The sequence below is a fragment of the Staphylococcus sp. GW823-FHT05F06 genome (assembly GCF_058795495.1).
Window position 1 is genome coordinate 1 of sequence record NZ_JBXAHW010000006.1, and the last position, 21,325, is coordinate 21,325.

17 protein-coding genes and 1 pseudogene are annotated in these 21,325 nt (G+C 31.9%); 14 read left to right on the forward strand and 4 right to left on the reverse strand.

The features are described from left to right. The 10 genes and pseudogenes from AC1Q7N_RS05305 to AC1Q7N_RS05350 all read left to right on the forward strand — a co-directional run. Positions 1-579, forward strand: a pseudogene (locus tag AC1Q7N_RS05305) (lectin-like domain-containing protein); the annotation flags it as partial. Positions 580-721: 142 nt separating this feature from the next. Beyond that, complete coding sequence (gene secY2, locus AC1Q7N_RS05310; protein WP_002494662.1) at positions 722-1,921, forward strand: accessory Sec system protein translocase subunit SecY2; 1,200 nt, start codon at positions 722-724, stop codon at positions 1,919-1,921. Positions 1,922-1,938: 17 nt separating this feature from the next. Continuing rightward, a complete protein-coding gene (gene asp1, locus AC1Q7N_RS05315; RefSeq protein WP_001831836.1) occupies positions 1,939-3,495 on the forward strand; it encodes an accessory Sec system protein Asp1 in 1,557 nt (518 codons plus the stop codon). Then, positions 3,476-5,044 carry an accessory Sec system protein Asp2 gene (gene asp2 / locus AC1Q7N_RS05320; protein ID WP_172643077.1) on the forward strand — a complete coding sequence of 523 codons (1,569 nt, stop codon included), beginning with the start codon at positions 3,476-3,478 and terminating at the stop codon, positions 5,042-5,044. Before asp1 ends, asp2 begins: the two co-directional genes overlap by 20 nt. After that, positions 5,031-5,603 carry an accessory Sec system protein Asp3 gene (gene asp3 / locus AC1Q7N_RS05325; protein WP_002468471.1) on the forward strand — a complete coding sequence of 191 codons (573 nt, stop codon included), beginning with the start codon at positions 5,031-5,033 and terminating at the stop codon, positions 5,601-5,603. Before asp2 ends, asp3 begins: the two co-directional genes overlap by 14 nt. Beyond that, on the forward strand, positions 5,596-7,986 hold the full coding sequence (secA2, locus tag AC1Q7N_RS05330) for an accessory Sec system translocase SecA2 (RefSeq protein WP_049387491.1): 2,391 nt from the start codon (positions 5,596-5,598) through the stop codon (positions 7,984-7,986). The genes asp3 and secA2 overlap by 8 nt, the downstream gene beginning before the upstream one ends. A 17-nt stretch (positions 7,987-8,003) precedes the next feature. Beyond that, positions 8,004-9,512 carry an accessory Sec system glycosyltransferase GtfA gene (gene gtfA / locus AC1Q7N_RS05335; RefSeq protein ID WP_001831876.1) on the forward strand — a complete coding sequence of 503 codons (1,509 nt, stop codon included), beginning with the start codon at positions 8,004-8,006 and terminating at the stop codon, positions 9,510-9,512. Beyond that, entirely contained in the window at positions 9,505-10,845 is a 1,341-nt protein-coding gene (gene gtfB, locus AC1Q7N_RS05340; RefSeq protein ID WP_001831861.1) for an accessory Sec system glycosylation chaperone GtfB, read from the forward strand. The genes gtfA and gtfB overlap by 8 nt, the downstream gene beginning before the upstream one ends. Positions 10,846-10,950: 105 nt before the next feature. Further along, on the forward strand, positions 10,951-11,298 hold the full coding sequence (locus tag AC1Q7N_RS05345) for a magnetosome magnetite crystal formation protein family (RefSeq protein WP_001831842.1): 348 nt from the start codon (positions 10,951-10,953) through the stop codon (positions 11,296-11,298). Between the two features lie 169 nt (positions 11,299-11,467). Next, positions 11,468-11,947 (forward strand): peptide-methionine (S)-S-oxide reductase, encoded by a 480-nt coding sequence (locus tag AC1Q7N_RS05350; RefSeq protein WP_001831852.1) that lies wholly within the window; start codon positions 11,468-11,470, stop codon positions 11,945-11,947. 145 nt (positions 11,948-12,092) lie between these two features. Here the strand turns inward: AC1Q7N_RS05350 and AC1Q7N_RS05355 are convergent, their stop codons facing one another. Continuing rightward, positions 12,093-12,449, reverse strand: coding sequence for a hypothetical protein (locus AC1Q7N_RS05355; RefSeq protein WP_001831851.1), 357 nt, complete (start codon positions 12,447-12,449; stop codon positions 12,093-12,095). 340 nt (positions 12,450-12,789) lie between these two features. Between AC1Q7N_RS05355 and AC1Q7N_RS05360 the strand changes: the two genes are divergently transcribed. From AC1Q7N_RS05360 to AC1Q7N_RS05370, 3 genes are all read left to right on the forward strand, one after another. Next, entirely contained in the window at positions 12,790-13,962 is a 1,173-nt protein-coding gene (locus AC1Q7N_RS05360; protein WP_001831878.1) for an MFS transporter, read from the forward strand. 161 nt (positions 13,963-14,123) lie between these two features. After that, the gene (locus tag AC1Q7N_RS05365) at positions 14,124-14,813 is read left to right on the forward strand and encodes a flavin reductase family protein (protein ID WP_002468475.1); all 690 of its coding nucleotides are present in this window, start codon (positions 14,124-14,126) and stop codon (positions 14,811-14,813) included. 394 nt (positions 14,814-15,207) lie between these two features. Continuing rightward, a complete protein-coding gene (locus tag AC1Q7N_RS05370; protein ID WP_001831859.1) occupies positions 15,208-15,363 on the forward strand; it encodes a hypothetical protein in 156 nt (51 codons plus the stop codon). A gap of 198 nt (positions 15,364-15,561) precedes the next feature. Here AC1Q7N_RS05370 and AC1Q7N_RS05375 read toward each other — a convergent pair whose 3' ends face one another. Together AC1Q7N_RS05375 and AC1Q7N_RS05380 are read right to left on the reverse strand one after the other, a co-directional pair. Next, on the reverse strand, positions 15,562-15,738 hold the full coding sequence (locus AC1Q7N_RS05375) for a hypothetical protein (RefSeq protein ID WP_001831885.1): 177 nt from the start codon (positions 15,736-15,738) through the stop codon (positions 15,562-15,564). A gap of 313 nt (positions 15,739-16,051) precedes the next feature. Beyond that, positions 16,052-16,480 carry an organic hydroperoxide resistance protein gene (locus AC1Q7N_RS05380; RefSeq protein WP_001831844.1) on the reverse strand — a complete coding sequence of 143 codons (429 nt, stop codon included), beginning with the start codon at positions 16,478-16,480 and terminating at the stop codon, positions 16,052-16,054. Between the two features lie 249 nt (positions 16,481-16,729). Between AC1Q7N_RS05380 and AC1Q7N_RS05385 the strand changes: the two genes are divergently transcribed. Further along, positions 16,730-18,760: an LPXTG cell wall anchor domain-containing protein gene (locus tag AC1Q7N_RS05385; protein WP_002470364.1), complete on the forward strand. Its 2,031-nt coding sequence runs from the start codon at positions 16,730-16,732 to the stop codon at positions 18,758-18,760. A 367-nt stretch (positions 18,761-19,127) separates the two neighbouring features. Here AC1Q7N_RS05385 and AC1Q7N_RS05390 read toward each other — a convergent pair whose 3' ends face one another. Next, positions 19,128-21,095 carry an amidase domain-containing protein gene (locus AC1Q7N_RS05390; RefSeq protein ID WP_002469034.1) on the reverse strand — a complete coding sequence of 656 codons (1,968 nt, stop codon included), beginning with the start codon at positions 21,093-21,095 and terminating at the stop codon, positions 19,128-19,130. Between the last annotated feature and the right edge of the window lie 230 nt (positions 21,096-21,325).

The following is a 21,325-nucleotide window of genomic DNA, read 5'->3' on the forward strand; positions in this document are numbered from 1 at the left end:
TCAAATAGTACAAGTACGTCATTAAGTGAATCGACAAGTACGAGTCTTTCAAACTCAACAAGTACGTCAACATCAGAAAGTGCATCAACGTCAACAAGCGAGAGTGAATCAACAAGTGAAAGTACATCGGTAAGTGAATCATCAAGTACAAGCATTTCAGATTCATCAAGCACGTCCACATCAATGAGTACATCTGAAACTTTCACTTCTCAATCTCCTATAAATAGTGAAAGTCAATTTATTGGTGATAGCTTGTCTGAAGATACAATCGTGACTCAATCAAAAAATACGAATATGCTTAATAAAACTGGAAAAGATTATGATTTACAAGAACAAAGAGGTTATACTGATTCAGAACAACACAATGAAACACAAAGTAATCAAGCTGATAATCACTCAAACAACCTCGATTTACTTCATCAAAATCGTTTACAAGATAAAGTCGTTAAACAACCGACTAAAGGAGAAGATGGAGTTGTAAGCAACGGTTTTATAGTAGCAGTAGCAATAGTATTGGCTATCTTCGGTTTGGCAAAAAAATCTAGAAAAGACGATGATGATCAAGATGGTAGTAAATAACAGATAGTTTTAATCATATTAAGAGGCTAGGGAACAATAATTGATTGGATAAGTACATGACAACTAAATCCAACTTTAGATTATCCTTAGCCTCTTTAGATATGATTCAAGTGATTAATTATTTAATAATTAGGGTGAAAAAATGTTTAAGAAATTCGAATATAAAATCTTATATAAAAGAATATTTTTTACATGCTTAATTTTAGTTATATATATTATAGGAAGTAATATTTCAATCGTAAGTAATGAAAATTTAAGAACTCATAAAGACTCCTTTTTTAAGTTAGCTATTACTAATGTAGGTGGGGATTTACATACATTAAATATATTTTCACTAGGACTTGGGCCGTGGTTAAGTTCGATGATTATTTTGACACTAATAAACCACAAAAGTAATGATAAGGTTAAAACACAAACTCGTAGGGAACGACATTTCAAAGAGCGAGCGTTAACACTTATCATTAGTGCTGCTCAAGGATTTTACATTATTCATTCATATATTAATAAACATGCGATTAAAGATAGTAATATGCTCATTTTATTATTAGTCTTAATTACAGGAACGTTGTTAATGGTGTGGTTAGCAGATCAAAATACAACGTATGGCATTTCGGGACCTATGCCAATTGTTTTAATGAGTCTTGTTAAATCTATATTTAATACACCTTTTCCTAAATTAAATTCAAGCGCATCTTTAATTACTATGATTATTGTCTTATTAGTGCTGGCCTTATTTATACTCTTCTTTATTGAGTTAACAGAATATCGGATAGAATATAATGATATTATGAATATTTCTGCTAAAGATATACCATCATATTTATCATGGAAACTTAATCCAGCTGGTAGTATCTCTATCATGGTGAGTTTGTCATTATTTATGTTAACGAATAATATCGTTAATTTCATAGGACGCTTTATCGTGAATCATAATTTTGAAACACATGTCTTTAATTTTACAAATCCAGTTGGAATTACTATATATCTTCTGTTACAAATGATTTTGGGTTACTTTTTATCAAGATTATTAATTAATACGAAACGTAAATCAAAGGAATTTCTTAAAAATGGGAATTACTTCGAGGGTATACAACCTGGACAGCAGACAGAAAAATTTCTAGGGAGTAAAGCACGTCGTATTTGTTGGTTCGGTTCAATAGTAGTAGCGATTGTACTCGCTATACCAATGTATTCAGCGCTGCTTGTCCCCCACTTACTTAAAGAAGTTTACTTTACAACTCAAATGATTGTATTTGTCTATATTGGAATTAATATCGCTGAAACAATTAGAGCGTACTTATACTTTGACAGCTATAAGCAAATTTTAAATAAATATTGGTAGGGAGGAGGTTTTGGAATATGAAACGATTTATACCAGCTTGGTATAGCCGTAACAGATGGTGGGAAAGTACCTCAAGACCATTCTATCTAAAAAAACAGTATACAGATTTTGACGATATGATTAGTTTAATGACAATGCATAGTTCGAATAATGTGGATTATCAATTGATAGTTTTAAATTTTAGTCCATATCTTAGAACATTCCTCCATCGATATGATTTGTATGAAAGTCATTATTGGTCTGTATTTGATGAGATACAGGGCGTTGGACATCAAACGCCTCAAGCTATTGATTATCGCGATCTTTCATGGCCAGAAGGCACTGAATTTATTTTTACTCCCTTTCAAATTCAAGCGATTACAGGTGATAACACGTTTTCTAAAATTCACTTCAGCCAAGAGGGGTACCTGATGTGGGTAGAGGATTACAAGTATAGTACAATTCAAAGACGATTTGTATTCGATGACAGAGGATTTATATCGGCAGTGCGTACTTATACACCTGATGGTGATAACAATAAAAAACACTATTTTTCAAAAGATGGGGAAGAAATATTTGTTGAAGACTTAAATGTTAATACAGTAACGATTAATAAAAATTTCCAATCAAAATTTAAAAGGGTTACGTATTCATCTATGGCTGAGTTGATAGAAGAGAAATTCCAATCATATGTAGAAAGAGAATTGAATGAAGATGATTCTGTTATAGTGGCATCTGATGAACGTCATAATTCAATGATGGCACGCACTATTGATGCATCGTCTTTATGTTTTTCTATTTTTACTGAGCGAAATAAAGTGGTGACACAAGATTTATATGACTCTATTTCTAGAGCATATTATTGTCTCGTTGATACACAAGCTAATCAAAATATGATTGAACACTACGCAGGATTGAACATGAATGATATTAATCTTTTAAGGGTAACGCCTTTTGATGCGAAGTCATTACCTAACCAAAGTAGTCAATTGTATGACACTTATATTGGATTATGGATAGATGGTTTGGACGAGATTGAAATACGAGAGATTGTAAACAGCTTATTTCAATATATTCAACATAAAGATGGCTATAAGTTGAAAATTTTAACTAAGAGTAGAGATAATCTTACGGAAAATCTTATAGATGAAGTTGCTCATCTCAATGATTTATATCACCAAGAGAAAAAGGAAATAAGTGATGTAATTGAAGACGTGATACAGAATAAAAAAGAAACAATCATTGATATTGAAACAGTACCGTTTGAAGAAGATCTTGTAAGCGTTATTTCAAAATTAAGAGTTGTAGTAGATTTATCTTTAGAGCCGAAACTTTTTTTACAAATCTGTTGTATTGGCGCGGGTATACCACAAATTAATAAAAAGAGAACAGATTATGTTAAACATATGCATAATGGATATATTATTGATGACATATCGCAAACTGTAGAATCTTTAGATTATTTTTTGGCACATTTAAAAAATTGGAATTATTCTTATGCATATTCCATGAGATTAACGGATGATTTTAGTTCAATTAATATTATTCATCAAATTAATCAGTTATTTAAAGGTGATGTTTCAAGTGGCACGTAAATTTAGAGTACTTCAAGTAGGTGGTCATGATTTAGGTTCTTTATTTAATCAAAAAAGTAATGTCGAATGGGATTATTTTGATGTTGGTTTGTTTGATTTTGAAAGTGGCTATCAAGATGTTGTAGTACATATTTTAGATGAAAAAGGACAATTTGATTTTGTTTTTGTACGTGAAAAATATTCTGATTCATTAATGAAACTTTTATCATTAGTCAGTACACCGTATAATACTGTGATTGACAATGAGTATTGGGATAATCAATACCAACAAGATAAGACAATACAACGTAATTTTATAAAACCACTCATTTATGAAAATGAAGAACAATTACAACAAAAACTAGAGGCAGTTACATTTCCTGGGCAATATGGAGATAAAGTTAAACCTATTCATTGTCGCGTTAGTATTCATTTTGATGGTTCTTATCAATTTAATGGAAATGAGTCTATTGAAGTATCAGGACGATTTGGGGAATCATACCAACCCCTCATTACATGGAGTCAAAATATCATTGCTGATGCCAATAAGGTGAATCAAATATGGCCAGAATTTAAAGTTGAAGGTGATGCTAAAATCCAATATACATTGAGATTGACGCCTGTTTATTCAACTGATCAACCAGTAGAAAAGCTAATATATGAACAAGACGATTTAGACACTCCCATAGAACTACCTGCTCGTCCTTATCAAACATATGTGAGTGTATCAATCAAAGCTAAAGGTAAAGGAACATTATTTATAGGTGCTATTCATAAACGTTGGTCACGCTTGGAATTAGGGCAGTTCATATTAGGCGGAAAACGATATAGTGATGAAAATAAGCAAGAATTTATACATTACTTCCATCCTGGAGATTTAAAACCACCACTCAATGTATATTTTAGTGGGTATCGTACTGCTGAGGGCTTTGAAGGGTACTTTATGATGAAACGTATGAATGCTCCATTTATTTTAATAGCTGATCCTAGAATCGAAGGTGGTGCCTTTTACCTAGGGTCAGAGAATTATGAACAGGCAATCCGTAAGGTCATCCAAAATGCTTTGGATTATTTGGGATTTGCGAACAACCAATTAATTCTTTCTGGATTATCAATGGGATCATTTGGCGCACTTTATTACGCTACAAAATTAAATCCAGCGGCTGTTATTGTAGGAAAACCTTTGATAAATCTCGGTACTATTGCTAATAATATGAAACTCGTTCGTCCAAACGATTTTGGAACGTCACTTGATATTTTGCGATTGAATCAAAATGGCATAACTAACAAAGATGTTGTTCAGTTAGATAATCATTTTTGGAAGCAAATTCAGCATAGTGATTTGTCAATGACCACATTTGCGATTGCTTACATGGAGCATGATGATTATGACAAATATGCATTTCAAGATTTATTGCCTGTTCTTACAAAACAACATGCACGTGTGATAAGTAAAAGAATTCCTGGTAGACATAATGATGATTCTGCTACTGTTACTCATTGGTTTATTAATTTTTATCATTTAATCATGGAAGAGCGATTTGGGAGGGTAACACATGCAAGAAGATAGGAAATTTGAAGTCAAATGGCGACTAGTTAATTCATCAACTTTTATGTATGGTACAAAATTACGTTTTAATCAAGATAATATCTATTTTGAGAACCCTTTGATGCCATCCGGTACAATCATTCACAGTTGGTATATGTTAACTGATTTTGCAGAAGACCGTGTAAGCCCTAAGCTACCTATTTTAAAAAAAGGGCGCCAATATCAATTTCAATTTAATTTTGAAGTTGAACCTGAGGGTGCGGCTTATTTTAAAATGAAATTTTATCGTAAGAATAAAGAAATTCTTAGTCATCAAATTCTAAAAAATAAAAAAGAAAATATTGTCTATCCTAGAGAAGCATATTCATATGAATTAGAACTTATTAATGCTGGCATGAATCATCTATCTTTTCACAATATAATTGTGCAAGAATTAAGAGAAGATAGTAATCAAGCTTATGAGGCAACGCAATATATAGATCCTAAGAAAAAACTTAAAGTAATTAATCAAATAATAACCAATATAAGGACACATCATCTAGACACATCAAACTATCACAGGAGTGATACGAATGGCTAAAGGTGTTAACCAAATTATTAATAATATTAGGTTAAGAAAATTGCGCAAAATATTAAATCAAATTAATGCGCTTAGTGAGGAGTTCTCAAATTTTAGTGATGAAGCACTTCAAGCGAAGACAAAAGAATTTAAAGTTTATTTAAATGATAATAAAGCTTCACTCAATCACATTCTGCCACAAGCTTATGCAACAGTTAGAGAGGCTTCTAAGCGCGTTTTAGGTATGTATCCAAAAGATGTGCAGATTTTAGGAGCAATCGCTATGCATCAGGGGAATATTGCAGAAATGCAAACAGGAGAAGGTAAGACGCTTACAGCTACCATGCCTCTGTACTTAAATGCACTTACAGGTAAGGGTGCTTATCTAATCACAACAAATGATTACTTAGCAAAACGCGATTTTTTAGAAATGAAACCACTATATGAATGGCTAGGCTTGTCTGTATCATTAGGATTTGTGGACATTCCAGAATATGAATACGCTGAAAATGAAAAATATGAACTGTACCACCATGACATTGTTTACACGACTAATGGGCGACTAGGGTTTGATTATTTAATTGATAATTTAGCTGATGATATTCGTGCCAAATTTTTACCGAAATTAAACTTTGCTATTATTGATGAAGTCGATTCTATTATATTAGACGCTGCCCAAACGCCTTTAGTTATTTCTGGTGCACCACGTGTACAATCTAATTTATTTCACATCGTTAAAACGTTTGTTGAAACACTTGAGAAAGATAAAGACTTCATAGTTAATTTTAATAAAAAAGAAGTGTGGCTCACTGATGAGGGCTCGGAAAAAGCAAGCCATTATTTCAAAGTGAATAGTATATACCAACAGCAATATTTTGATTTAGTTAGGATGATTCATTTATCGCTTAGAGCTAAGTATTTATTCAAATATAATTTAGACTATTTTATTTTTGATGGTGAGATTGTGCTTATAGATAGAATAACTGGTCGTATGCTACCTGGAACAAAGCTTCAGTCTGGTTTACATCAAGCTATAGAGGCTCTGGAAAATGTTGAAATTTCTCAAGATATGAGTGTGATGGCAACCATAACATTCCAAAACTTATTTAAGCAATTTGATGAATTTTCAGGTATGACTGGAACAGGTAAATTAGGGGAAAAAGAATTCTTTGATTTATATTCAAAAGTTGTTATAGAGATTCCGACTCACAGTCCGATTGAACGAGATGATAGACCTGATAGAGTATTTGCTAATGGTGACAAAAAGAACGATGCAATTTTAAAGACAGTGATTGGTATACATGAAACTCAACAACCTGTGTTACTAATTACACGTACTGCAGAAGCGGCAGAATATTTTTCAGCTGAGTTATTTAAACGTGATATACCCAACAATTTATTAATCGCTCAAAATGTAGCTAAAGAGGCACAAATGATTGCTGAGGCGGGACAATTATCTGCAGTTACTGTTGCTACAAGTATGGCAGGGCGTGGAACTGATATAAAGTTATCAAAAGAGGTTCATGATATCGGTGGCTTAGCAGTGATTATTAATGAACATATGGATAATAGCCGTGTTGATCGTCAATTAAGAGGACGCTCAGGTCGCCAAGGAGATCCTGGATATTCACAGATTTTTGTATCACTTGATGATGATTTAGTAAAACGTTGGAGTAACTCTAACTTGGCAGAAAATAAAAACCTCCAAACGATGGATGCATCTAAACTAGAAAGTAGTGCACTCTTTAAAAAACGTGTAAAGTCAATTGTTAATAAAGCGCAACGTGTATCTGAAGAGACTGCTATGAAAAATAGAGAAATGGCAAATGAATTCGAAAAAAGTATTAGTGTTCAACGAGATAAAATTTATGCTGAATGTAATCACATACTTGAAGCAAGCGATTTTGATGATTTTAATTTTGAACAGCTTGCACGAGATGTGTTTACAAAAGACGTTAAAAATCTTGACTTAAGTAGTGAACGTGCACTTGTGAATTATATATACGAAAACTTAAGTTTTGTCTTCGATGAAGATGTATCAAATATTAATATGCAAAATGATGAAGAAATCATACAATTCTTAATACAACAATTTACTCAACAATTTAACAATCGTTTAGAAGTTGCTGCTGATTCATATTTAAAACTTCGTTTCATTCAAAAATCAATTTTGAAAGCGATAGATAGCGAATGGATTGAACAAGTAGATAACTTACAACAACTTAAAGCCAGTGTAAACAATCGACAAAATGGACAGCGTAATGTCATTTTTGAATATCATAAAGTGGCTCTTGAAACGTATGAATATATGTCTGAAGATATAAAAAGGAAGATGGTTAGAAATTTATGTTTAAGTATTCTAGCCTTTGATAAGGACGGAGATATGGTCATTCATTTCCCATAAACAAAGAGGTGTTAGACATGACGATTTATAATATCAATTTTGGAATCGGTTGGGCCAGTAGTGGTGTTGAATATGCACAAGTGTATCGAGCAAAACTATTAAGGCAATTACCTTATCCAACAAAATTTATATTTTTAGATTTTATTCAATCAGAAAATATTCAAACACTCACAAGCAACATAGGGTTTAAAGATGATGAAGTTATTTGGCTATATCAATACTTCACAGACGTAAAAATCGCTCCTACAACGTACACAGTTGATGATTTAATTTCAGAGTTAGGTAATGAGGTTACTCGAAAAGAACAAAACGGTAAAGTATTACGACTCTATTTAAATAATCAGCAAACATTCGTAACCTGCTATTTAAAAAATGCTAACGAACATTACGTTGATCGTGCAGAGTTTGTGGTGAATGGAATGTTAATTAGGAAAGATTTTTATAGCTATGTAAGAACATTCTCGGAGTATTATGCTCCTTTTGACAATAAAGCTAAAATATATATGCGTCAATTTTATAATGAAAATGGATCAATTGCATATCGCGAATATATAGATGAAGATGAACATGTTTTTGTGTTTGATGATGCACGTTTATACAGTAAACAAGCACTCGTCGCATACTTTATACGTCAATTGCGATTGAATTCAGAGGATATCATTATTATTGATCGAGCAACTGATGTGGGACAAGCCATATTAGAAAACAAGGGATCCAGTAAAGTTGGCGTAGTCGTTCACGCTGAACATTTCAGTGAAGGTGCGACTGATGGGACTCACATTTTATGGAATAATTATTATGAGTATCAATTCGAAAATGCACAGCATATTGATTTCTTTATCACAGCGACAGATTTGCAAAGGCAGACACTAAGTGAACAATTTAAACAATATAAGAATGATTGTCCACGTATACGTACAATTCCAGTAGGTAGTATAGAATCGTTACAATATCCTGAAAAAGAAAGAAAACCATATTCCATCATGACCGCATCACGTCTTGCTAACGAAAAACATGTTGATTGGATAGTGGAAGCTGTGATTAAAGCTAAACATCAGTTACCTCAATTGAGTTTTGATATCTACGGACAAGGAGAAGAACAAGAAAAAATTAAAAATATTATTACCAAACATCGTGCTGAGGATTACATACAAATTAAAGGACATAGAAATCTTCGTACAATATATCAGCAATATGAATTATTCATAGCGGCCTCACAAAGTGAAGGGTTCGGACTGACATTAATGGAAGCGGTTGGCTCTGGTTTAGGTATGATTGGATTTGATGTGAATTATGGCAGTCCGACATTTATTCGACATCATCAAAATGGCTATTTGATACCGATAGATTTTGAACAAGCGTCTACTGATGATATCACAACGCAAATCGCTCATATGATTATTCGATATTTTGAAGATGGTCCCATAAGGGCACATGAGGTATCGTATGACATTGCAGAATCATTTAAAACATCGCATATTGTTGATCTATGGAGACAACTCATTGAAGAGGTGCTATATGATTAATTTATTCGAAAATTATAATCAAGAAACACAGGAATTACATCAATCTCTTAAGCGTGCTGGTTACAATCACTTTACGATTGTAATTAATGATGATGGATTTTTACCTGATGATGTGACATCGCCGTATCGTTTTTTCACAGCATATCAAATTTATGAAGATGATACCCCTGCTTTTTTTAATGATATTGATACGCCGCCTTTTTGGGAAATTAAAGGAGATGCGACAATGGCTACCATTACAGATATGGGTGAGCTTAGAGGTAAAATCTTTTATAAGGAACATTATAAGACACGTGTAGTTAGCCATGTAGAGTGGCTTGATTCAAAACAGCGTTTGCGTTCGGTTGATTATTATACAAAAGAAGGATTTAAATTTGCTGAAACAGTTTACGATTTGTTAGGTAATGCAATATTAAAAAAGTATATGACACGTGAAGGTAAAGAAGTGATTTATGAGAATTATGTAACTAACGATGTAGTTGTAGAATATGAAGGGAAATCTTATTTTTTTGAGTCATATACAGAGTGGATTAAATTTTACTTGAGTGAAATGGGCATTGAGATAAAAGAAGTTATATTTAATACTTTATCAACACCATTTTTAGCAATTTATCATTTGCCGACATTGAAAAAAGGTATTTTATTTTGGCAAGAACAATCTCAGGGTTATGTCCCAGGAAATATGAAAGTCATGTTATCACCAAACCTTCAAAGTCGCTTTGCCGTTATTGTCCCTAATCAGAATGAATACAAATTGATCAAGGAACAACTATCTAGGGAGGAACAACAGGCAGTATATGCATCTGGTTACTTATATGACACGTATAAACGGAATCATTATTCTAAGAATGTATTAACATTAACAAATTCAGATCAAATACCACATGTTGAAACGTTGGTACGTTTGCATAAAGATTATCAATTTCACATAGGCGCTAAAACTGAGATGTCTTCAAAATTATTAAGTTTATCGCAATATGAAAATGTTAAATTATATCCAATAATTAAAGAACAAACAGTTCAAACCTTATATCAACAATGTGACATCTATTTAGATATTAATGAGGGGAACGAAATAGGGAATGCTGTAAGAAGCGCATATAATCATCAATTGTTAATTATGGGATATAAAGAGGTTGTTCATAATCAAGATTTCGTTGCAATAGAAAATCAGTTTCTTGTAAATGATATAAGTCAGTTGAGTAACGCTTTGAAAGAGATAGGAAATCATCGTGGTCAATTTGAAACACGTTTAGCACTACAACAACGTCATGCTAATGCTGTGCCGGTATCAACATTTAAATACGCATTAGTACAAGCATTAAGTGGTTAATCATTAGTATTTTTGTATCGAAACTTACAATATTGTAATTGTATTCCATATCACTTAAATGAATTCTCAGAATGTGTTTATATTTAAATTGAGGTGATTAATTGTATGGAAAATTTTGATAAAAGTTATCATGATAAAACGGGTGATGTATTAGGGGCTTTAAGTTATCTAAGTGTATTTTTCGCACCTGTATTGTTTCCATTAATCGTATGGATTGTTGGACAACCACCAGCATCTACGTATTCAAGAAATGCATTATTTAACCATATTTTGAGTTGGGTGTGTTTGGTATTAGGACTTATATCATTTGCTGCTGGACTATCCTTGATTGATTCGACAAATGGAGTCGCTGTACTAGTGATAGGAGTAATTATTGGAGGTATTCTACTTATCGCTTCGCTTGTATTATTTATTATTAATATTGTGAAGGGTATCAAATTATTGATGATATAGTAAGACAGAATGAACAGAGTAATCAAGTTGATAATATGGAACCTGATACATCAATCATAGGTACAGGTTCTTTTCTTATTTTGATTGTAATTGAATGAACTGAGAGATTTATTTTGAATTCTTTATGATTGAAAAGTGAGTTAACACATTTGCTTTAGGGAGTGAGGATATGGAAACGGTATATTTTGCTGGTGGATGTCTATGGGGAACTCAAGCTTTTTTTAATACGATTCCAGGAGTTATTCAAACAGAAGCTGGAAGGGCAAATGGAACGTCGAAATGTTTAGATGCTCCTTATGATGGCTATGCTGAATGTGTGAAGATACACTTTGATCCTGCAAAAACTTCAATACTTATGCTGATGGATTATTTGTTTGAAATGATAAATCCTTATAGTTTAAATCAACAAGGTCAAGACAAGGGTCAAAAATATCGAACAGGTGTGTATAGTGAAAGTTCGAAGCATTTAAATGAAGTAAAAGGCTACATTAAGCGCAGGGAAGACGCGAAACAAGTAATGGTCGAAGTACAACCTCTAAGTAATTATGTGAAGAGTGCAGAAGAACATCAGAATCATCTTGAGAAATTTCCGGAGGATTATTATTTATGTCATGTTCCTCCAGCATTGCTTAATAAATACAAGAAATAATCATTGTCGTATTCATCTAGACTGATGAATTGAATGCCTTTGTTCTTCATTGATAGATAACATAAAAGAAGCGGTAATTCCTTGATAAGATTAATAAGGGAATTACCGCTGTTATTTTATTTAATATATTTATATGTTGAAGTACTTATTTTTTACAAGAAAAAGTATCTAATAAGCTAAGTGTTGATAAACCTAATAAGTCTAAAGCATGTTGTGCACCTTTTTTACCATGCCCTGCTTCAAAATGTTTGTAAGCTGCAACACCAAGTACTGAAATTGCTGCAAGTGAGCCTAAGCGTGAAATATTTTTATTTAAAAAACTAGCAGCAAATAAACCAGCAGCTGCAGCTTCAACGCCACCTGCTAATTTAACTGAGTTTTCCGGTAAACCAAATGTATTAGTGAAAGTATCAATCATACCTTGATCGCCTTTTAATTTAGGTTTACTTGCATCATATAATTCTTTAGCTAGTTTTAAATTTGTAGCATAACGTAAAACCATTAAAGATTCCTCCTATATATCTGTAAATATGAATTCCTTCTAGACATCTCTTTTCCCTAAAATAAAAATTAAATGCACAATTTAACATAAATGTTGTAATATATTAACGATTTAATCATAGGTTTGTGAAATATTGATATTTAAAGGTAATGGTAATCTTAAATTGAAGTAATCTGTATGTCAATTTTTCAGCTCTCATGTGTGTCTAAAGAAATTAAATGGATACAAGTGTATTTATATTATTTTAATTTTTCGTCAATTTAAATATCTCTTTAGGAATTTGAAACAAACTGTCATAATAATCGTATTGAATAAAATTTAGAAAGGAGTATGGAAATCGATGGAAGAAAGTAAAAACTATAATCTCATTACGACAATCATGTTTATTTCAGGTATCATTGTAATGGCAAGTTTATATACGGCTCTACCTCTGACAGCAACTTTCGCAGAAGACTTTCATGTTCCTGAATCTATAGCAACTTTAAACGGTGTTTTATTCTCATTAACATATTCAATCAGTTGTTTATTTTATGGAACGATTTCTGAAAAGTATGGCAGAATTAAAACTATTTTAGTAGGTATGAGTGCATTAGTTATCATCTGTCTTATGATAGGTATTGTTCATTCATTTACAGTGTTATTAATATTAAGAGCACTACAAGGCGTATTTGCTGCATCATTTTCTCCTGTAGTCATGACTTATACAACTGAAACTTATCCACGTGTGAAACGTGTAACAGCAATTAGTTTCATCAGTACAAGTTTTATGTTATCAGGTGTGTTAGGGCAAAATATGAGTGAATTAGTCGTAAGTTATTTGAATTGGCAGTGGGTATATTTTATTTTAACAATCTTATATTTAATTCTCGTATTAGTTATTTATAAAAATGTACCTGAGAGTCCACATAAAAATCCTGATATACAACTCATTAAGTTTTTCAATAACTTTAAAGATTTCAAAGACAATCTTAAAGTTTTCTATTGTTTATTTATTTCACTAACATTACTGATTATGTTTATAAGTATGTATGATATTTTAAATGAATATGTCACATCACACCAAGTTGGGGGAGACATGTCTGTGTCCTCAATGATGAAATTGTTCGGTGTGATAGGCATGTTATTATCTCTATTAGCAGGGCGTGTAAGCAGTCGTATAGGTATGAAGCGCTTGCTAACTATCGCATTAACAACATGTATTGTGTCGATCATACTCATGGGTGTAACTACGAATATTATACTTATTACAACATTTAGTGTGTTGTTTGTTGCAGGTATCGCATTTGCGATTCCTACTGTTATTTCAAAAATAGGTGTAGTTGTTAAAAACAATCAAGGTTTCTTTTTATCTGTTAATACATTTGTATTATTCTTAGGAACAGCGATTGCACCTATTTTAATGTTATTTGTAGGCGAACTGTCTAACTTTTTCTTACAGTTTTTAATGATTGCTATTGTCGGACTGATTGCTTTAGTTGTATCAATATTTATGCCAGGTGACCAACGTTCTTGAAAATAGCTTCAAATGATAAAAGCAATATTGGTTGTTAAAAGTTTAAAATACTATTTATAACTTTTAACTATATTGAAATGATTGATAAATATTAGACAATGCTAAGTCAAGTCATGTAACCTTAAGTTGATAGAACGATTAACGATAGGAGTGGATATAAAATGAATTATTCACCAAAACAAGGTGTTAAAAGTCATGGATTGCCACATGATCCGTTCAAAAGTAGCACAGTACCTAGACCTATAGGTTGGATTTCTACAGTATCTAAAGAAGGTAAAGATAACTTGGCGCCGTACAGTCAATATCAAAATCTTACATGGGATCCCCCAATGGTAATGTTTGCGGCTAATCAGTCAGTGCTTGGCGATCATGAAAGAAAAGATACAGTTAAAAATGCGGAAGAAACTGGTTGGTTTGTATGGAATATGGCAACATATGATTTGCGTGAAGCAGTGAATTTATCATCCAAAGCATTACCTCCAGAAGATGATGAATTTGACTTTGCTGGTGTGACGAAAGAATCGTGTATCGAAGCTCCTGGAAGTAGGGTAAAGGAATCACCTGTTCATTTTGAATGTGAATATGTTCAAACAGTAAGAATTCCCACTGGAGACCCTGTTTCAACTGTGGATATAGTCATCGGTCGTGTAGCACAAGTGCATATTGACGATAAAGTAATTATGGACAACGGAAAATTAGACATTAAGTCAATCAGACCTATAGCACGTCTCGGTTATTATGATTACACGGTTGTCGATGAAATATTTGAAATGAAAGCACCTGCAGCTTCGAAAGAAGAATTGGCTGGACTTGAAGGTCGAAATTTTGACAACACTAATAATGAATCATGATACATCAAAAAGAATGAAATCATATTCATATTAAATTCGTCGTTCAGATTCATTAATGAGAACTAAAAATTTAAAAACTTAATATAAGCGTATTTTAAATTTAGCTATCCAAAGTCAATAGCTAAGAGGATGAGACATAATTCCTAGCAAAATAGCCAGTAAATGAGTTTTTTATAAATTCATTTACTAGCTTTTTATTTATAATACTTCGTATTGTTGGCTCGCTTTCTTATCTGACAGCTTCAGCCTGTAGTCTTCAGCTTGTCCTGTTCCCTCAAGAGTCTCGCCAAAATACTTTGTGCATATATGTAATTTTATATTAAAATACTTTGAAAAATAAGGACCTTTCGTATAATTTAATAAATACCAATAAACTAAATTAACGAGGTGTCTTATGTATAAAAATTATAAAATGACTAAACATACTCTACTAATGGAAACTTCAGTTCTTATCCCCACAAATGATATTTCACGACATGTAAATGTTATTGCAGAAACAATTCCCGAGACTGAATTCGATAAATTCAGACATTATCGTTGCTTAATATAATAAAGTAAAAGCTCAACGAGCTGAAAATCATCAAAAAAAATATAAAAAAGACAATTTCTACATTATTTCAATAGAAATTGTCTTTATTTACTTATCCTGGAACTTTCTGTCCCAGCCACTCTTTTAATAATTACAAAATTTTTAAATACTATGTTTTGTTATAGAGATGTTGGTATGTTTTACAGTTTTGAAAAAAGATTATACGTAGCCATTAACAAAGTGACCGATTAAACTTAAGAGTCCTACTAAAAAAAGGCATACACCGGGTATAAACATTTTTTCCTTAGCATCTATCGGTTTTGAATGATAGATAATTTGACTTAAAACAATAAGCACAACACCAATAATCATAGCGATGATTGATATGGTAAACATAAATAGTCCTCCTTCGGTGATGAGCAACTTTACATTTTATGAAGAAAAAATCTACTTACTTATACTATTCCCATTTTAACCTTTTTATAGTTGTTTTAAAGTGAAATTTTTTAAAAAGTATGAAATTGATTTAAAAAAAGATATTTTGTTTATGAAAAGTAAATTGAATGAGAGATTGGAAATGAAAAACAGAGACTGTGGAAGTATGAAAGTATATAAAAAGAGTAGAACAGAATTCAATTTGAATTCATTATTCTACTCTTTAATCTTGTATAGAAACATTTGCTAAGAATTAGTTGTACGATTACAAGTTTTATTGCGCTGTAACATCTAACTGAACGTCAATGTTACCACGTGTCGCTTTTGAGTATGGACAGAATTGATGTGCTTGCTCCACAAATTTCTCAGCATCTTGTTGGGACATATTTTCAAGTGTGACTTTAATATCTGCGCCGAGTTTAAAACCATTGTCAGTATCATCTTTAAGTAATTCAATAGTGATTTCAACTTCTGGGTTGGCATCACTTATTTTATTTTGAGATAAGATTAATGATAGCGCGCTATTAAAGCATGCACTATATCCAGCAGCAAATAATTGTTCAGGATTAGTATCGTTGCCTCCTTGACCACCCATTTCCTTAGGTGTTGCAAGGTTTTGAACAAATGTATTATCTGGACTAAAAACGCGACCATCACGTCCACCATTTGAAATCATTGTAGTTGAGTAAATAGAATTTGCCATTATAAAAACTCCTTGTTTTTGAATTACACTTAACTTAATATATTAATTAAATAATTAAGTGTGTAAAGAAGTGTAATACCAAATTACTAATAATTACAAGAAATTTGTTTTTTAAATTTGTTATTTTAGGTTCATTATCTACAAATCTATGAAATTATGTATTATAATGTGATATGTATATTTTTGATTAAATCATATAAATCTATTTAAAGAATAATACAGGTAACTTTATTAAAGGAGTATGTGTAAATGAAGAGAACAGATAAAATTGGTGTCTACCTCAAGCTGTCATGTTCTGCGTTGTTACTTAGTGGTTCGCTGGTTGGTTATGGCTTCACAAAAGATGCTTTTGCAGATTCAGAAAGTACATCATCAAATGTTGAAAATACTTCTAATAGTAACTCCATCGCTGACAAAATCCAACAAGCTAAAGATGATATTAAAGATTTGAAAGAACTTTCTGACGCAGATATCAAAAGTTTTGAAGAACGTTTAGATAAAGTCGATAATCAATCAAGTATTGACCGTATTATAAATGATGCAAAAGATAAAAATAATCATTTAAAATCGACAGACTCTAGTGCCACATCATCAAAAACTGAAGATGACGATACATCTGAAAAAGATAATGATGATATGACTAAAGACTTAGATAAAATACTGTCGGATTTAGATTCAATTGCTAAAAATGTTGATAACCGTCAACAAGGTGAAAATAGTGCTTCTAAACCTAGTGACTCAACAACCGATGAAAAAGATGATTCAAATAATAAAGTACACGATACAAATGCTAGTACACGCAATGCAACTACTGATGATTCTGAAGAGTCGGTTATTGATAAATTAGATAAAATCCAACAAGATTTTAAGTCTGACTCTAATAATAAGCTTTCTGAACAAAGCGATCAGCAAGCATCACCATCTAATAAAAACGAAAATAACAAAGAAGAATCTAGTACGACAACAAATCAATCCGATAGTGATAGTAAAGACGATAAAAGTAATGATGGTCGTCGCTCAACATTAGAACGTATAGCATCAGATACTGATCAAATTAGGGATTCAAAAGATCAACATGTCACAGATGAAAAACAAGATATACAAGCAATTACACGTTCACTACAAGGTAGTGATAAGATTGAAAAAGCACTTGCTAAGGTACAATCTGACAATCAACCACTAGATTCTAATTATATAAATAATAAATTAATGAATTTAAGATCACTAGATACAAAAGTAGAGGATAATAACACTTTATCTGATGATAAGAAACAAGCGCTTAAACAAGAAATTGATAAAACTAAGCAAAGTATTGACCGACAAAGAAATATTATTATAGATCAACTCAATGGTGCTAGTAATAAAAAACAAGCAACCGAAGATATCTTAAATAGTGTTTTCAGCAAAAATGAAGTAGAAGACATAATGAAACGTATTAAAACAAATGGCCGAAGTAATGAAGATATCGCTAATCAAATTGCCAAGCAAATTGATGGTCTTGCATTAACTTCTAGTGATGATATTTTAAAATCAATGTTAGATCAATCTAAAGATAAAGAAAGTTTAATTAAACAATTGTTGACGACACGACTTGGTAATGATGAAGCAGATCGTATTGCTAAAAAATTGTTAAGCCAAAACTTGTCGAATTCTCAAATCGTAGAACAATTAAAACGTCATTTCAATAGTCAAGGAACAGCTACAGCTGATGATATATTGAATGGTGTGATTAATGATGCTAAAGACAAAAGACAAGCGATTGAAACAATATTACAAACCCGTATCAATAAAGACAAAGCTAAAATTATCGCCGATGTTATTGCGCGTGTACAAAAGGACAAATCAGATATCATGGATCTCATTCACTCTGCGATTGAAGGCAAGGCAAATGATTTATTAGATATAGAAAAACGAGCAAAACAAGCTAAGAAAGATTTAGAATATATTTTAGATCCTATAAAGAATAGACCATCCTTGTTAGATCGTATTAACAAAGGTGTCGGTGATTCTAATTCAATATTTGATAGACCAAGTTTACTTGATAAACTTCACTCAAGAGGATCTATTCTTGATAAATTAGATCATTCGGCACCGGAGAATGGATTATCTTTAGATAATAAAGGTGGCCTTTTAAGTGATTTATTTGACGACGATGGTAATATCTCATTACCAGCGACAGGTGAAGTCATCAAACAACATTGGATACCAGTGGCTGTTGTACTCATGTCATTAGGTGGAGCGCTCATCTTTATGGCGCGTAGAAAAAAACACCAAAATTAATTTAAAAATTATATATAGTAATAGGCATCATCAATCTTATGTGTAGTTAAACTATTTCACAGTTAGTGATTGAGTTGGTGCAACGCTTACTCAAAGTTTATAACAAGAGTCAGTATAAAAGAGTAGGACTAAGAATTTAAAATCAATTCTGTCCTACTCTTTTTTGACATGCAATAATGATTGATATATATAATGAATAATATACTTTTAGAAATCACTTGAGTAAATTATAAAAATGGACTTTTCAATGTAAAGTTACTCTAATATAGTTATTGAATATAAATAAGCACAAAGATGTATTATAAATTTGAATACATCTATGTGCTATTATTTTGTGGATGGTACCTCAAATAATTTTAAATTTTTACTATTTACCTTTAATGTAATCTAAATCTTGAGCATCTTCTGCATCAATAGTTCTGAATGAAATGACACCTAATCCTTTAACATTTGATTCAGAAATAACAATTGAACCGTCGTCATTAACTTTTTCAACGAAAGCAACATGACCATACTGTGTATCAGCACCTAATTGTCCAGCTTCAAACACAACTGCAGTATGATTTTTAGGTGTGTGCGTTACCGTATAGCCTTCACTTTCAGCACGATTATTCCAATTATGAGCATCACCTAAGTCACCAGAAATGGATGCATCAAATTGATTCATACGGTGGTACACATACCAAGTACATTGGCCATGTGGGTAAGGTGATGTACCGGAAGTTTCAGTAAATGGTTTGAAGTCATTACCAGAGACATCCGTACCTATTGATTTGTTGTATTTCTTCATGTTAGGCATTTTTTCTTTGTCAAAAGATGTTAAATGATAATGTTTAATAATACTATTTAATTTTTTAGAATAATTAGGATCTGTGGCGTATGAGCGTGACAGATGTGAAGTAGCATCTTTATATGATAGAGCTTCACTCTTCCAAGTTGGTTTATAAATTGACGGATTACCATCGATACCATGTTTGATTAAATCTGCATAATCTTCAAGAGATTGTTTAGTACTTGGGTATTTACGGAAACCTGCTTGGATACTGAACATATGATTACTGCTATCAGCTTCTAAAGTATTAAAAGTTACAGATTGTCCTTTGTAGTCACCTTTGATTCCAAACAAGTTATGATTTGGTGATTGTGCAAGTGAACTTTTTCCAGAGTCAGATTCTAAAATAGCTTGAGCAATCATAACTGATGCATATATATCTTGGTCTTTTCCAATCTGATGCGCATCTTTAGCAATTGATTGAATGAAATCACGTGTGTCTTGACTGTCAACAACATTAAATGAATCAGAAGATAAGTCGCCATTGTCTAATTCAGGTAGTTGTTGGAAAAGACTTGTTGAACGTGTATTTGAGCGTTTAATGTCATCCTCAAATGATTGTGCAGGTTTTGATTGATGTTTTAATTCATCATCTGTTGGTAATTGTGGATTTTTGTCGGCATTATCACTTTGAGATGTTTTAGTGTGACTTGTATTCTTGCTCTTATTGTAATCTTTTTCTGTTTTCTTAGCGTCCTGACTATATTCATCTAATATAGAGTCTAATGCTGAATCTGTAATACTAGAATATTTCTTGTTATGTTCTGAGCTATCATCATTCGCTTGAGTTTGTTGTTGCTCAGAAGAAGATTGATTTTTGTTTGTATCTACGTCTTCGCCTTCTTGATCTTCTTTATCCATTTCTCCAAGTAAATCACTGACGTCAGAATCGGCTTGATGGTTAGTTGTCTTTTCTTTTTCATCGTTTGATGATTCTTGATCTTGTTTAGCAGACGACTGTGATGGTTCTTGATGTTGTGATGGTTGTTTTGCCTGATCTGCTTGGTCTACTTGATCTTTTTCGTCATTAGAAGAATGGCTTGTCTTTTGTGGCTGTTCGTAATCTGTTATATCAGAATCAAAATCAAATAAATTTTGGATGAGTGACGTTAAACTAAAACTGTCTTCGTATTTATTCGGTTCCCAGTATTTAGAAAAATCTACTGACTGAGACTTAAAATTATCATAAAGTTGATCAACTAAATTATCATCTTTCATTTTATAGTTACGATGTGTTGAGTCAGCTGATAATGGTTTATTAGAGTCTTTGTCCTTGCTGTCAGAAGTGCTTTTTTTATCATCAGAATCGTGTTTAGAATCATCGTTGTTAAATTCATCTTTTTCAGATTGTTTTGATGTTTCTTTTTGTGATTGATGTTGTTCCATTTTATCTGAATTTGTATTTTTATTAGATGAATCTTCAGCAAAAGCTGTTTGTGTAGCGAAGGTTGGCGTGATAAGCGCCGTCGATAGTAAATATACTAAAAATTTATTTTTCTTCATCTTATGTGTGCTCCCTTAAAAATTATTTTTAGTTATTGTCATAACAAATGAGAATTTGATATAATTTATCTTATGGTTTATATAGTTGACAAGTATCAACAAAAATGAATTACGCCTTAATACAAATATTATACTAATCAACATTAGAAAAATAAATCCATTTAATCAAATTTTAATATAATATGTGTATCATCTTTACGTAAGCAAAAAAATATGCACATTTAAGTAAT